General features: G+C 67.3%; 18 protein-coding genes. 1 reads left to right on the top strand and 17 read right to left on the bottom strand.

Annotation, left to right across the window (positions count from 1 at the left end; translation table 11 throughout):
• Positions 1 to 18 precede the first annotated feature (18 nt).
• The 17 genes from N7590_RS04545 to N7590_RS04465 all read right to left on the bottom strand — a co-directional run bounded on the left by N7590_RS04545 (position 19) and on the right by N7590_RS04465 (position 12,126).
• On the bottom strand, positions 19 to 1,098 hold the full coding sequence (locus N7590_RS04545; RefSeq protein WP_164242886.1) for a hypothetical protein: 1,080 nt from the start codon (positions 1,096 to 1,098) through the stop codon (positions 19 to 21).
• Between the two features lie 20 nt (positions 1,099 to 1,118).
• Positions 1,119 to 1,466 (bottom strand): hypothetical protein, encoded by a 348-nt coding sequence (locus tag N7590_RS04540; RefSeq protein ID WP_006479484.1) that lies wholly within the window; start codon positions 1,464 to 1,466, stop codon positions 1,119 to 1,121.
• Between the two features lie 48 nt (positions 1,467 to 1,514).
• Complete coding sequence (locus tag N7590_RS04535; protein WP_053511974.1) at positions 1,515 to 2,099, bottom strand: RebB family R body protein; 585 nt, start codon at positions 2,097 to 2,099, stop codon at positions 1,515 to 1,517.
• A complete protein-coding gene (locus N7590_RS04530) occupies positions 2,096 to 2,332 on the bottom strand; it encodes a RebB family R body protein (protein ID WP_164241230.1) in 237 nt (78 codons plus the stop codon). The genes N7590_RS04535 and N7590_RS04530 overlap by 4 nt, the downstream gene beginning before the upstream one ends.
• A 69-nt stretch (positions 2,333 to 2,401) precedes the next feature.
• A complete protein-coding gene (locus N7590_RS04525) occupies positions 2,402 to 2,674 on the bottom strand; it encodes a RebB family R body protein (RefSeq protein ID WP_053508556.1) in 273 nt (90 codons plus the stop codon).
• A 60-nt stretch (positions 2,675 to 2,734) separates the two neighbouring features.
• Entirely contained in the window at positions 2,735 to 3,001 is a 267-nt protein-coding gene (locus N7590_RS04520) for a RebB family R body protein (protein ID WP_164241231.1), read from the bottom strand.
• A 26-nt stretch (positions 3,002 to 3,027) separates the two neighbouring features.
• Positions 3,028 to 3,297 (bottom strand): RebB family R body protein, encoded by a 270-nt coding sequence (locus tag N7590_RS04515; protein WP_005416649.1) that lies wholly within the window; start codon positions 3,295 to 3,297, stop codon positions 3,028 to 3,030.
• Positions 3,298 to 3,340: 43 nt separating this feature from the next.
• Entirely contained in the window at positions 3,341 to 3,631 is a 291-nt protein-coding gene (locus N7590_RS04510) for a RebB family R body protein (RefSeq protein WP_005416648.1), read from the bottom strand.
• A 219-nt stretch (positions 3,632 to 3,850) separates the two neighbouring features.
• On the bottom strand, positions 3,851 to 4,903 hold the full coding sequence (locus N7590_RS04505) for an NUDIX domain-containing protein (RefSeq protein ID WP_053508555.1): 1,053 nt from the start codon (positions 4,901 to 4,903) through the stop codon (positions 3,851 to 3,853).
• A gap of 76 nt (positions 4,904 to 4,979) precedes the next feature.
• Positions 4,980 to 5,813: a hypothetical protein gene (locus N7590_RS04500; RefSeq protein ID WP_239544215.1), complete on the bottom strand. Its 834-nt coding sequence runs from the start codon at positions 5,811 to 5,813 to the stop codon at positions 4,980 to 4,982.
• A gap of 3 nt (positions 5,814 to 5,816) precedes the next feature.
• Positions 5,817 to 6,656 carry a hypothetical protein gene (locus N7590_RS04495; protein WP_279935198.1) on the bottom strand — a complete coding sequence of 280 codons (840 nt, stop codon included), beginning with the start codon at positions 6,654 to 6,656 and terminating at the stop codon, positions 5,817 to 5,819.
• Positions 6,657 to 6,683: 27 nt separating this feature from the next.
• Positions 6,684 to 8,009 (bottom strand): transporter, encoded by a 1,326-nt coding sequence (locus tag N7590_RS04490; protein ID WP_164241232.1) that lies wholly within the window; start codon positions 8,007 to 8,009, stop codon positions 6,684 to 6,686.
• Between the two features lie 46 nt (positions 8,010 to 8,055).
• Positions 8,056 to 8,805, bottom strand: a complete 750-nt coding sequence (locus N7590_RS04485; RefSeq protein ID WP_164241233.1) for a hypothetical protein — start codon at positions 8,803 to 8,805, stop codon at positions 8,056 to 8,058.
• Positions 8,806 to 8,818: 13 nt separating this feature from the next.
• Positions 8,819 to 9,523: a C39 family peptidase gene (locus N7590_RS04480; RefSeq protein WP_274510533.1), complete on the bottom strand. Its 705-nt coding sequence runs from the start codon at positions 9,521 to 9,523 to the stop codon at positions 8,819 to 8,821.
• Between the two features lie 99 nt (positions 9,524 to 9,622).
• Positions 9,623 to 10,939, bottom strand: a complete 1,317-nt coding sequence (locus tag N7590_RS04475; RefSeq protein WP_164087474.1) for an adhesin — start codon at positions 10,937 to 10,939, stop codon at positions 9,623 to 9,625.
• 42 nt (positions 10,940 to 10,981) lie between these two features.
• Entirely contained in the window at positions 10,982 to 11,599 is a 618-nt protein-coding gene (locus N7590_RS04470; protein ID WP_164241235.1) for a hypothetical protein, read from the bottom strand.
• A complete protein-coding gene (locus N7590_RS04465) occupies positions 11,596 to 12,126 on the bottom strand; it encodes a hypothetical protein (protein ID WP_053449819.1) in 531 nt (176 codons plus the stop codon). The genes N7590_RS04470 and N7590_RS04465 overlap by 4 nt, the downstream gene beginning before the upstream one ends.
• Positions 12,127 to 12,521: 395 nt before the next feature.
• Here N7590_RS04465 and N7590_RS04460 point away from each other — a divergent pair, with 395 nt between their 5' ends.
• On the top strand, positions 12,522 to 13,877 hold the full coding sequence (locus tag N7590_RS04460; RefSeq protein ID WP_164241236.1) for a sigma-54 dependent transcriptional regulator: 1,356 nt from the start codon (positions 12,522 to 12,524) through the stop codon (positions 13,875 to 13,877).
• Positions 13,878 to 13,915: the final 38 nt, after the last annotated feature.

Here is a 13,915-nt window from a genome sequence, read left to right as displayed (position 1 = left end):
GGGCGGGTGAGGGCAGGCTCACACTTCGTCTGCCTGGTAGCCGATCTCGGCCTCATCCTCGGCAAAACGACGCGTTCGGCGGTAGTCCTGCAGGGTGATGACGTTGTCCTCCACCTGGATGCGCGCCTGTTCCTTGGAGCCATCGATGGCGAACAGCACGCTGGCACCGTCCTGGCCGAGCTGGCCGCGCGAGACCGGATGGTTGTCGAGGAACGCCTGTGCGCTGCGCAGTTGCCGACGCGCGGCCTCGCGCCATCGTTCGCCATCCAGCTGCAGCCCATCGCCATCGCCCAGGAACATCGCGACCTGCTGCGCGGCCAGCGAAATGCGGGCGTAGCCGATGTGGCGGTTTGCCGCCAGTGTTTCGGCAATGGCGGCGCGCACCTGCTCGGGTGATGGAAGATGCGAAAGCTGGGGCCCATCCAGGTAGCCGAACAGCATCGGCAGCAGGGTCTGCAATGCGTGCGTGGCGCGTTCCAGGCGCAGGTCGCTGTTGCCTCCCGGCCGAGAAGCACGCAGGTAGAAGCGGAAATAGTCGGCGAATTCGATCGGCCTGCGTGCGTGCTGCAAGGCGAAACGGGCCGCTTCGGCCTGGGCCTCGCTGGGCGGGCTATGACCGCCCTGCTCCAGGGCCAGCTGGTACAGCGCCAGCGATTCACGGAAGTCGAGCTGCAGCAGCAGCGGCGCGTCGCCGGCGCCAACGGCCGCGAGGAAGGGCCGGTATGCGCCCAGTTCCTTGTTGCTCAGCAGGCCGTGCCGGACCAGCACGCTCTGCACTTCATTCGACAGCAGGTTGCTGGGCGGGCTCGATTCCAGCTGGCGTAAGGCTTCAAGTTCGTCGGTGTGAAGGCTGAGCAGCTTGACCGGGCTCACCTGCAGGCCGGCATTGGGAAGCCAGGCCATGCGTGAACCATGCAGGCCCTGCTGCACGCCTTCGAGCATCGCGCCTTCGTCTGCAAAGGCGTATCGATGCTCGTGTGAATCGATGGCCCACTGCAGCCAATAGTGGCCGCCATCGACGAACGGCAGCACGCGCTTGGTTCGCGAACTGAGCTGGCCGGGATGGGGAACGGGGCGACCGTCGATGAAAACGCTCATGCGTGGCTCTCCTTGCGGCCTCACTGGGCCGGAAAATCCTTGAGGACGGTCGCAGCGGCGCTGCCGACGCGGGTGAAGTCGTCGGTGGCCCCCTGCATCATGGTCTGCGCCTGCGTGAGCACCCTCGCATATTTTTCGTCTCCCGTCGCCAGGTACTGGGCCATGGCCACGCCGGCGGCGGTGGTTGCGATGGTGGAAACGTTGCGCAGCGCGTCGGCGGCGTCCTGCACGGCAATCGCCGCGGACTGGGCCACCGACTGGTAGGCCTTGCCGGCGCCACTGGTCTTCACCACGGTCGTGGCCATGGTGGCCGTCTGCACCTGGTTGATCACATCGATGACCTGGGCGTTGACGTTGCTCGGGTCCATACGGGCTCCTTGATGGGCGGGGGCGGCCGGAATGCAGCCGCAGCACGGTCACGGCGTGGCGTCGGGGCTGCCGGCCGCCGCGGTGGAGGGGGAGTCTGGCGCGGGGTCGTGGGCGGGACCCGCTGCCGGTTCCGGACCGGGCGTGGAGTCGGGCGCAGGGCCGGGCGTGGGGGCCGCGCCGTCGCCTGCAAGCTGTTCGAGCGTGTGCAGGCTGGCGGTGGCGGCCGCAGCGTCGGCAGTGGCACCGTGGGTCTGTGCCTGCAGGACGCTGATGGCGGTCTTTCCTTCTGCGGTAGCCGCGGCGATCACCGCCGCAGGCGAAGGTGGCGCCGGCACCGGCGCTGGCAGGGGGATGACCTGCGGCGGTGGCGGCGGCGGGGGAAGCGGCGGCGGCGGTGGCACCGGCCAGGGGGCATTGATCATCTTCGCGCAGGCGGCGGTGACCGCGGCGTTGCTGACCATGCCTGCGCCCTGTTGGCGGGCAACCGCGTTGTGCATGGCCGTGCCCAGCGTCTCCAGCATCACCATGTCGAGCATGCTGAAGGACTGCGCCGGCCCCTGGGCCACCAGCAGGGTCGAGGCGGCACTGACGCTGTCGACGATCTGGCTGTTGACGGTGTTCTCACTGCTCATGATGGAACGGCTCCCTTCTGGATGATCAGGGCCAGGACCTGGGCCAGGCTGGCGCCGGCGGTGACCTGGCCGCGTTGCTGGTTGGCCACGGCGTTCTGCATGGCCAGGCCAAGGCTGTCGGCCATCGCCAGGCAAGTGGCGGACATCGCGAACGACGGGGCGAGGGCGATCGCCAGGCCCGAGCCAGCGCTGGCAGCGTCCAGCAGGTAGCCGGTGGCAGGCGATGCGGGCATCAGACAGGGGCCCGGCGTGACGCCACCCGGGCGGGGGCGCTGAGGGGGGCGTCACGCCGGGCCGACACGTCAGCGCAGACCCAGGATTTCGCGGGTACCCACGCCGTTGGAGGCGGTGTCGATGGCATACAGCGTGGACACGCCCTGGGTGGTCGAGGCCTGCATGGTCACGTAGGACTGCTGCTGGTTGTTGGTGGCGTTGTGCGCGGCGTTGGACAGTGCCTGGCTGGTGGCCACGAACAGATTGCCCATTGCGATGGCCGGCGCATCACCAAGGACCTTGGTGTTGACCTGCGAAACCGAATCGGTGATCTGGCTGTTGACGGCGGTGGGAAATGCCATGGTGGAAACTCCTTGGGTGGACAGCACTACAGGAACGGAGACTGCCGGCACTTAGTGGAATCAGCCGAGAATCTTCCGGGTGGCGGCGCCGGTGGCGCCGGTATCGACGGCGTAGAGCAGTGCAACGCCCATCGTGGTCGCGGCCTGCGCCGTGACGTACATCTGCTGCTGGGCGAGCGTCGCGTTGTGGGCTGCATTCGCCAGGGCCTGTGCCGTGGCCTGGTACAACGTGCCCATCGCCGTGGCGGGGGCCACGCCCAGCACCTGCAGGTTGGCCTGGCTGACCGAATCGGTGATCTGGTCGTTGACGGTCGTGGGAAATGCCATGGCTCAGCTCCTTGCCTGCCGGCGCATCACGCGCCGAGGATCTGCTTGGTGGCCACGCCGGTGGTGGCGGTATCGATCGAGTACAGCGTGGCCACGCCCATGGTGGTGGCCGCCTGCGCGGTCACGTAGGACTGCTGCTGGGCATTGGTGGCGTTGTGGGCGGCGTTGGCCAGCGCCTGCGCGGTGGCCTGGTACAGATTGCCCATGGCAACGGCGGGGGCGTCGCCCAGCACCTTGGTGTTGGCCTGGGTGACCGAATCGGTGATCTGGTCGTTTACAGCGGTCGGAAATGCCATGTCGAGCTCCTTGAGGTTGGCGGGTCAGCTACGGGACGACGGATCAGGAACCGAGGCCGCGGACGCGGGTGCTGAGGATTTCTTTGCTGGCCACGGCCGTGGTGGCGGTGTCGATCGAGTACAGCGTGGCCACGCCCATCGTGGTGGCCGACTGCGCGGTCACATACGACTGCTGCTGGGCGTTGGTCGCGTTGTGGGCCGCATTGGCCAGCGCCTGTGCGGTGGCCTGGTACAGATTGCCCACCGCCACGGCGGGCGCATCGCCCAGCACCTTGGTGTTGGCCTGGGTGACCGAATCGGTGATCTGGTCGTTTACCGCGGTTGGAAATGCCATGTCCTGCTCCTGCGAAAAGGTGGAAGTGCGTGGTATCCAGTTTCACGGTGCGTGGTGCGTAACTGCGTGTGCTTCACCGTGGATGCAGAGTAGAAACAAGCGCTGCTGGCGGATTGGTGGAATCGACGGAGAATGCGGGGGAAATGGTGTGAAGAGCGGGGCCGTGATGCGGGGGTACCGTCGCCTCATCATCGATTTCCCCGTATCCGCGTCGGCCGCCTACGGCTGCTCGATGTAGCGGGCCATGCGCAGGTACCAGTCGATGGACTGGGACTCGGCAAAGCGTCGCTGCCTGCGCTCCCACGCCGCAATGTCTGCGCCTCCGGCGGGCATCGGCACGGGCACCGGCCGCAGCGTGTCGGGAATCGAGACGGGCTGGTATGTCCCCAGAGAGCTGCTCAGCTCGTCCTGCGCCACGGTGCAGACCGCATCCAGTTCCCAGTCGACCACCGACCCGGCGGTCGGCCGATTGAGCCAGCCGGTCTGGGCCATCAGGTTCGCGTTGATCCGTGTCACCAGGGCGGCGATGTCCTGGCCGCCGGGCAGGTCAAAGCAGACCAGGTAGAAATCGGCACCTCCCGGCGCGGTCTGGAACAGCGTGTGGTAGGCCATCACATAACCTGCGTCCAGCTCGACCCCGGTTTCTTCCTGGAATTCCCGCCTGGCCGCCTGCTCGGCGGTTTCCGCAACTGACATGCGTCCCCCAGGCAGTGCCCACTGCCCGGCCTGGTTCACCAGGCGCGGCGATTGCGAGCCGGCCCAGCCCGAAATGCGCCGCTGTGCGGCGTTGACGGTCGCCTGCAGGTTCGGGTCCGGCCATGCGGGGATGCCTACATTCTGAAGCTGGACCCAGGCCGGCACGGCCCCTCCACCCGCGACCCACTCGGCCGCCCCCATGGCGGCGGCCCGGTCCACGGCGGCCAGTACCGTCGGCAATGCTGCCTGCAGCTGCGCCAGGACCTGGCCGGCGTTGTTGACCGCAACGGCCGCTTGATTGATGGCAGTCCGCGCGGCGACGCCATTGGCGGCAGCCCCCGCGGGCCACGCAGACGTCGCTGCAAGCACGGCATTGGCCAGCGACGCGTTGATGGCGGCGACCGCGCCGGCATTGACGGCGCTGCCTGCGGCAACGTTCACCACCGTGGTCAGGGCGGACGCCGCCTCGGCCACCAGCACCGGCGCGGCATAGCCGCTCCACCAGGCATTGGTGATCTGCTTGCGTGCGATCAGGTACTGATCGTCCGAGCGAAGTGTTGCGTAGACCTGTGTCATTTCGTTTCTCCGGTTGGAACAGCGTCGTGCCTGCCGCAGTGGATGGAAGGGCGGCAGCGCGGATCAGGGCGATGTGTCAGTGGTTGCGATGCTCGATCAGGTAGGTGAATTCGTTCCGCGTGTTCTCACGCGGTGCAATGGGCGGGAGGAGGGTGTCGTAGCGGGCCTCCCACGCCGGGGTATTGCGCCGATCGAGGAACGGCCGATCCTTCTCGTCAGGGAGATCCGGTGGCCCGGGTTTGTCCGGGGACAGGTGTTTCAGATGCTCGGCCAGGCTTCCGGCCACCTCGACCACCTTGTCGTAGAGCACCTGCCGTCGCTCAGGCTCGGCGAACTCTTCCAGGTCGGTCCATTCGATGGTCGATCCCATCGCCTTGATCCGCTCCATCCCTTTCCAGTTCAGAAGCGCGTTCTCCCACACTTCGGTCCTGGCCAGCACCCGCGGCAGCTCGGTGACGGCCCAGGTACAGGTCTGCAGGTTCTGGGTGCGCATCACATCCATCAGCGAGGCCTTCAGCCAGATGCCGGTGAGGTCTTTCAGCGCACTGTGGTACGGGGCCCAGTCACCCAGGGTCACCTCCGGCTCGTCAGCATCGATCGCGCGGGTGGACCCGGCATCCCAGGCCTTCTGCTGCAGCTCCAGCTGCGGCGCTTCCCCGAGTTCGGCCAGGGCGCCGGTCAGCAGTTTTCCAACCACCAGGTAGAGCAGGGCGGAGCGGCCAATCGCCTCGGGCGCGAACAGCTTCCTCGCCTCCGGTTCCACGCCGAGTGCACGCTGGTATCGGCACCACGCCTGCAGCAGGACATGCCGCCAGTACCAGGCCGTCAGCTTCTGCCCGGCCTTTTCGCCACTCAGCTCCTGCTGTGCACGAACCGCTTGCGAGTAGTGCTTGTCGTGGGTCTTGTACATCATTTACAGGAAGTAGCCGCTGAGCGTCATCGGCAGGTTCATCTGCGAGGCGTAGCCTTCGGACCAGAATTTGCTGCAGCGGGCGAGGATGATGCACGGGGTATAGCTTTCCCAGTCGAGCCTGCGCAGCTTGTGGCGCAGCAGCCCGGCGGGAATGTTGATGCCATCGTCCACATTGCCGACGTTCAGCCCTTCGCCCACCTCCTTCCAGCTGGCATAGTCGATGGCCTTCAGTGCCACCAGCTCCAGCTTCAGCTGGCCCGTGTTGATGTGGGTGTTGAGCAGTTCGACCAGCTTGGGTGCGAACTGTCCCGCCCAGTCGCCGAGCGTGATGGCGTTGACGCCCTGCGTCTCGGCTTTCTGGATGGACGCCTGCAGCATCGCCACAAGCTGTTCCTTGAAGGCGTAGGCTTGATCAATGGCGCCGAAGCGCAGCGGCGGCGTGACGAGTTCGAAGACGTTGCCGGAATCGGATTCGAGCTTCCATGGCTCGGTGCCAGCGATGTCGAAGCAAGCTGCGACCACGTGGGTGAACGCGAAGATCACGCTGTCGTGCGTGCAGAACTCGATCTCGATGCCATAGGTGTTGTCGGGCAGCGCCTCGCCGCCCTTGCCGATGTCGATGCCCTGGACGGTCGGGCGCTTGCTGACGATCCAGCCAAGCTGGCCGTCTTCTGCGATGTTTGCCATGCGAATGCCCCTGCATGAGTGCGCGACCGGGAATGGCCGGCTCAGGGGCATGCTAGAAACGGGGAGACTGCGGGAATCGGCGAAATCGACGCGCAATGCGGTGCCGTTGCGTGGATCGGCACCGATGCGGCGGAATCGACGACGGCGGGCCATAGCCTCGCCGTCGCCGGGCCACGCGGGCTAGAGCATGTACGGGATCTTGAAGGCCAGGGTGAAGTCCGGCGCATCCGGGGTCAGGCCGATGCCGAGCAGGGTCACCAGGGTGGTGTGCTGGTTCAGCGCATAGGTCACGCCCAGATTCAGTGACGCCGCATTGGCATCGCTGCCGATCACCTTCATCCACTGCCCGCCCTGGAAGCGGGTCGAGGCGCGGGCGCTGATGCGGTCGCTGAAGGACAGGCTGAGGCTGGTGCGTTCGTTGAACGCGAACGCCACGCCGGCGCCGAAATACACCGAGCCGCCGAGCTTCACATCGCCGGGATTGACGGTGTCGGGGTTGCTGTCGATGTCGTTGAAGCCGCGCGGGAACGAATGCACATAGCCCAGATTGGCGAACAGGATGGCCGGGTCGGCGGTCTTGACCATCGACAGGCCCACATTGGCCTGCCAGACGCCGTTGCCGGTGGGCTGTTCTTTCGGTACGGCGAAGCGGATGTAGTCATCGTCGTCGCGCTCGATCACCTTCCAGTCCAGGCCGTAGGGCGCGCGCCCGGTGGGTGCGGTCACCCCGGCGGTAAGCACGGTTTCCGGCCGCCAGCCGCGCTCACCGAACAGGCGGTAATTCGCGCTCAGGCCGATATCGCCCAGGCCATTGCCATTGGTCTGTTCCTGGGCGATGGCGGCGGCCGCACCACCAGCGCCGCCTTTCTGGTACACCGTGCGCCGTGCAAGGTACGGCACATCCAGGTTGAGGGTGAGGTTGGGACTGACGCCCCAGCGTGCGGCCAGGTTGTAGGTGAGCGAATCGGATTCGACGTTCTCGATGGCGATGTTGCCGAGGAAGATCGCGTCCAGTGCCAGGAAGCCGTTGAGGGTGAGCTGCTTGCGGTCATAGCGGGCGTAGGTGAGGCTGTTCTCGATGGTGAAGCGGCGCGAGAACAGGGCCGATTGCTGCTGCTTCACATCATCCACGCTGCGCCGCGACTCCTGCCTGGCCTGCTGCGCTTCGGCTGCGGTGCTGGCGTAGCCTTCGCCGCCGGGCGCTGTCTGTCCCGGCGCTGTCTGTAGAGTCGAGCCATGCTCGACTGCCGTGCTCGTGTCCGTGCCCATGCCCGTTGCCGGCCCGGTGGGCCCCGTGCGCCCGCTCAATCGCGCCTGCATCGCCTGCACCTGCATGTCGAGCTCGCGCAGGCGTCGCACTTCCTGGGCGTAGTTGCTCTTCAGCTGCTCCAGCTGGTTGGCCAGGGCTTGCACGTCGGCGTTGTCGTCGGCCGTCGGAGGCGCGGCGAGGGCGGTGCCCGCCAGCGCCGCCAGCGCCAACGGGGTGATCCTCAGAAGGGTATGCATGTTCGTGTCCTGCGTTGTGGAACGCCTCCCCCAATGCCGCGCCGTACTACTGGCCCGGCCCCATGCCGCGGTTCAACGCAATCGCCTGGGCCACGTTCTGGCTCAACGGCAGGTTGCCGCCCGCGGTGTTGCGTACCAGCTCCAGCCGCAGCTGGTTGCTGGCTGCCTGGCCGTCACCGGCCAGGGCAATGCCCTGGCCGACGCTGCCATTGCGTATCCATTGCTGTACCAGGCCCTGGCCATCCACCTGCAGCTGCAGGCGTGCCTGATTGCCATCGAGCACGGCGCTGGCGCTGACCCCGGCCTGCTGCGCGCTGGCCGAGTGCGCGCCATCGGAGTTCATCGCGGGAACGTCGCCGTCACGCACCAGCAGCGTGGTGGTGTTGCGCGCGGCGTTGCCATCGCCGGCGACCTGCACGCTCTGCACCAGCCCACTCACGTTGGCAAGGCCGCTGCTGTCGACGCTGCGGCCCGCTGTGACAGGCAGCGGCGCGTCGGCGGCGGTGACACGCACGCTGGGCTGGAAGCTGAGCTTGGGTGCACCACCGCCGCGGAAATCCATGCCCAGGGTCAACGTGCCCTGCAGGGCCGTGCCATTGCTGGCCTGCCACTGCGAAACCATCGTCACCCCGAACCAGGCAACGCTGTTGCCGCCCACAGTGTAGCGGCCGCGCATCAGGTTCAGTTCGGGGTCGGGAATTTCCTTCAGGCCGCGACCCGGCGCGGAGTCCGCCGCCCGCACCGTCAGCGCGGGAAGCATCAGCAGCAGGGTCATCAACAGGGGAAGACGGATCATGGCGAAGCCTCCTTCAGAACAGGTCGGCATGGCTGAAGCCGAAGTCGACCAGCTCGGCATCGGTGATCGGCCCCTGCCGCGCGTAGAGCGCGCGGGCACTGGGCCGTTCGCTGGGTTGCAGCAGCACCGTGTTGCGGTCGAAATCACTGCCGATCACCACGAACACGGCGCGTGACGGCCACGCGGCGAGGAAGTCCGGCAGTGCCAGGCTGCGGTTTCCGAGGATCGGATCGGCCACTTCGACGATGCCTTCGCGCACCTGCTTGAGCACCACGAAATGGCGGAAACCGCGCACGTCCATCAGCACCAGCCCGGGCACGCGCAGGGTACGCAGGCGCGCTTCGTCGATGCGGTAGCCGCGCCCGCGCATGCCCAGTGATTCCACATAGCGCTTGATGTCCAGCAGCGAGAAGCCGCGCTCGGCCACCAGTGCCGGGTCTGAAACGCCCATCATCCCCTGGATCACCGTCGCCTCGTCGGTGTCCAGGTGGTAGGCATGGCGCAGGATGGTGGCCAGTGCGGCCGCGCCACAGCTGTAATCGGTGTGCTGGCGCACCACGTTGCGGTAGCGCCGCTCCTGCATGCTCTCCACTTTCTGCTGCAGCAGGGCGCCATTGGGCAGTACCCCGCTGAAGCGCACCTCGCCCGCCCACGCGGGGGTGATGCCCAGCAGCAACAGGCACGCCAGCAGCCAGGTTGAAGGTCGGCAACGGAACATCGCGTTCTCCGGCAGCAGGGGGGGAGCCCCTGTTCCAAGGGGGAGGAGGAACAGGGGCTCCCGGAACCCGGTCATTGGCGGATGACCGGGGTGTTGCGCTTACTCGCCGCTGCCACCACCGCCGCCGGTGCTGGGCTGGGCGACTGCCAGGGCGAGGCTGTTGGCCTGCAGGTTGCCGGTACCCGATGCCACGTTCACGCCGATGTTGCCGGAGGCGCCGGAGAAGGCACTGCCCGACAACGCCGAGGTGTTGGTGGCATCGACGTTCACCCAGCGCGTGGTGCTGACCGTACCGCTGAGGCTGGCGTACAGATCGGCCACGCCCAGCTCGACGAACTGGCTGGTGCCGCTCTCACGCGTGTCGAAGCCCAGGCCGCCCACCCCCGGCCGGTTGGGGTTCATCGTGGCGTTCTGGATCTCGTTGTCCAGGTCGATGTGGCCGGTGCTGTTGCCACCCGGATGCGGCAGCGCGCCGTTCCACGTATCCAGGTAGTAGTTGGCCATCTGGTAGGCATTGCCGGTGCCGCGATAGGTGCCGGCGCCGTAGCCCAGGGTCAGGCCACTGACGCTGCCGCGCATGCCCACCTGTACGGTGTCGGTGTAGGACTGCACGAAGCCGGCGTTGCTGACGGTGTTGCCGGTGGAGACCTGGTTGGAGCTGATGCTGGATTGGGCAACGGCCGTGGTCGCCACCGAGGCGGCCAGCGCGTTCTTCTGCTCGTTGTTGTTGCCCGACGCGATGTTCACGCCGATGTTGCCCGAGGCACCGCCGAAGGCATTGCCGCCAAGCGTGGCCGCATTGGTGACGCCAGCGTTCTGGGTGACGTTGCCGAACCCGGCCTGGTTGACGAACACTTCGGCGTCGGCCATGCCGAAGCTGAAGGACGCATCCGCCGCCGACAGCGATGCGGCGTTGTCCTGCGCGTTGTTGTCGCCGGACACCACGTTGAAGCCGAGATTGCCGGACGCGCCTGCGCCTACGCTGTCGCCGATCGAGGCACGGTTGGTGACCAGGCTGTTGCTGGTGGCGTTGTTGCTGATCGACTGGCGGTTGTCGATCACCGCGATGGCCGCCGAATCGAGGTCGATGTCGCCGGTGATGGTCGGATCACCGGAGAAATTGACGTCGGTGCTCAGGCGCAGGTCCTTTTCCAGGTTCACGTCGACGCCGTGATTGTTCTTTTCCTTGCGTTCGTCGGCCTGGATGTTGCTGTGCTTCTGCACATTGACGTTGACGGTGCGGTTGCGTACGTCGTTGTCGGTGTGATTGTGGGTGTCGTTGCGGGTTTCGCTGACGGTGTGGTTGTGGTTGATGTTCGCGTTGGCGTTCTGGTTGTCCCAGCCATTGGCCGCAGCGGCGGTCGAGGCAGTGGCAATCGCCATGGCGAGCATGGTCCGTTTGACGGTCGCTTTCATGGTGCCCTCTCTCTCATCGGATGGTGCATCGGTGGGTGGTTGTCACGGGCGGTCCTGCACGACCAGGCCCAGTACGTTGGCCGTGTCGTTGCCGCTGCCCGCGATCTGATTGAGTTGCAGGACCCCGTCGAATCCCCGCAGTGCGGTGCTGGCTACACCGGCGCTGCGGGTTCCCGTCGCAGCGCCGTGATCGACGCCGTCCCGCCCCCCTGCCAACGCGGAACCTTCGGCGGCCAGGGCCGTGTCGTCGGTTTCGCGTATGCCCTGTCGGGCCAGCGTCGCGCTGACGACGTTGAGCGTCGTGTTGGCGCTGCCGCTGGCCTGGTTGATCGAAGCAATGCCGCTGGCGCCTGCCAGTGCCTCACCGCCGATGTGCGCGGCGGCATGCAGGGGTGCGGACAGCACCCGGTTGCCGTTCTGCAGCTGTTGCGCGCTGATGGCCACATCGGCGCGTTCAGCGCGGGCGATGCCGCGCAGATTGGCCTGCAGGTTGAAATCGCCTGCCGCCTGGTTCACCGCGATGGCGCCGCTGGCACCTGCCAGTGCGCGGCCCTCGATGCGGGCCAGGTCCAGATAAGCGAGCATGCCGCTGTAGTCGTCGGCCGATGCGGACAGCGGCGCGGCGATCACCGCCAGCAGCGGCCACGCCAGGGCCTTCACTTGCCACCTGCCGGGGCGGTGCCCTGCAGCGGGAACTGGCCCAGCGCGCCGCGCACCGTATCGGCGATGCCACGGGTGCTGTTGCCGACCGCGCCCAGCGGGCCACTCATCGTGCCGCCAAGACTGCTGCCGACCATGCCGTCGCCGTTGCGGCCCAGCGTGCCGCCCAGGGCCTGCTGGGTAACGCGTTCAACGGTGGTGCCGCCCGGCGCGGTCGTGGGAGTGATATGGCCTGCACCCATTCCCGCGTAGTCGGCATCGCTGAGCTCATCCATTCCGGAGGCCGGGTCACCGCTTCCGAGCGCCGCGGCGACCTCACGCTGCGGCTTCGGATCGGCGATCAGCGCGATGCCCGGCGGTGCCATCCGGTAGGCCGGCCGGGCCGCGACATCGCGCAACAGGACTATTTCGCCCGGTTGTGCCTTCACCCCCTGGCGGGCGCCGGACGCGCCTGCACCTGTGGCGACGGCCAGCAGGGCAAGGGCCAGCGATGCAGCCAGGCCACGAATCAGGGTGGTGCCGTCCATGCCGATCTCCCGCGATGGGTGCGGCGGAACCACGCATCAACCGTGCCAACTGCCAAAGGCTGGTGCAGCAGCCGATGCCGGCGGTACGGCGGGGTGGGGTGCTGCCCGGCTGTTACAGCGGCGTCGGGAAATTGTTGGGATTGCGCAACCCGCAGGTGCCACAGGGCAAGGGGACGGCCGACTGTCGCATTGTTGTTACAGGTGCCGTCGCGGACTGCAACGGTGCCGCTTCAGCCGGTGATTTCTTGACGCGCTGCTCATTGCGCGGCCGTTTAGCGTGGCGCTAGGATCCGCCCAACAAAGGCCGCCGAGGTGGCCGTGGAAGTCCCGGCGGAGGGCGGCACGCCGGCGATCGACTGACAGCCCGCCGACGGTGTCCGGATGCTGGGGGAAGCATGGCGGCGGTCCCGGAAGCTTCAAGCTCGCGCTGTGTGCTGTGGTTTGGCCAGCCGCTGCCGAACGAGCGCAGTGCGCTCGCGGCCGCAGGATGGTATGTGCGCAGCATTCAACCCGACCCTGGCATGGCGATCGGGCTGCGTGGCCGTGATCGATTGCTGGCCGTGCTCGATCTTCGCCACCTGGACGCAACGGCGTTGCAGCTGCTCGCGCCATGGATCGAACAGCACCGGCATCTGCCCTGGCTGGCGGTGCTGCCGCCAGGCGCAGGCGCCACACCGGCGGCATGGTTGCCCGTGCTGCAGCACTGCCCTGCGCGGTTCACCCTGCCATTCGGCCTGCAGGACCTGGTCTGCGCGATGCGCAGCCAGTTCGAGGCGGATGATCCACCTACCGACGAGGCCTGCGCAGGGCAGGGGCCGCGCGCATTGATCGGCGAAAGCCCGGCGCTGCATGCGGTGCGCACGGTGCTGCACAAGTTCGCACCGGTGGAGCTGCCGGTGCTGGTCACCGGCGAAACCGGCACGGGCAAGGAGCTGGCCGCGCATGCGCTGCATGCGCTGTCCGGGCGTGCCGGCAAGCCTTTCATCGCAGTGAACTGCGGTGCGATTCCGGCCAACCTGGTGCAGTCGGAACTGTTTGGGCACGAGCGCGGTTCCTTTACCGGCGCCGACAAGCGCCAGATCGGCGTGTTCGAATCCGCGCAGGGCGGCACCGTGTTCCTGGATGAGGTGGGCGATTTGCCCGCCGAGGCCCAGACCAGCCTGCTGCGGGTGTTGCAGGAGGGGACGTTCGAGCGTGTCGGCAGCAGCCAGTCGCTGCGTGCCGATGTCCGCGTGCTGGCCGCGACCCACGTGGAACTGGAACAGGCCGTGGCGCAGGGGCGGTTCCGTAGCGATCTCTATTACCGGCTCAACGTGCTGCGCCTGCTGATGCCGCCGCTTCGCGAGCGCGGCGCCGACGTGCTGCTGCTGGCCGAGCACTTCCTGCGTTGCTTCCGGCGGCGCCACACGGTGCGCGCACGTGGCTTCTCGCCCACAGCAAGCCAGGCGATGCGACGCTTTGGCTGGCCTGGCAATGTGCGTGAACTGCTCAACCGCGTGCAGCGGGCGGCGATCATGGCCGAGGGTGAGCTGATCAGCGAGCGGGACCTTGAACTGGGCGAGCCGGCAGAGGCACTGCCCAGCGCGATGCTGCATGATGCGCGTGGTCAGGCCGAACGCGATGTACTGCTGCAGACGCTGCGCCACACCGGCTACAACGTGTCCGAGTGCGCGCGGCAGATGCAGATCTCGCGGGTGACGGTGTACCGGCTGTGCCGCAAGCACCGCCTGGAGCTGCCGGCACAGCGCTGAGCCGGGTTGACGCCGCCGCCCGTCCCCCCCAGTCTGCG

This window comes from Stenotrophomonas sp. GD04024 (genome assembly GCF_029837545.1).
Lineage (GTDB): Bacteria > Pseudomonadota > Gammaproteobacteria > Xanthomonadales > Xanthomonadaceae > Stenotrophomonas > Stenotrophomonas forensis.
Note: the sequence above shows the minus strand (reverse complement) of the source record. Positions and strands in the feature narration are given on the sequence as shown.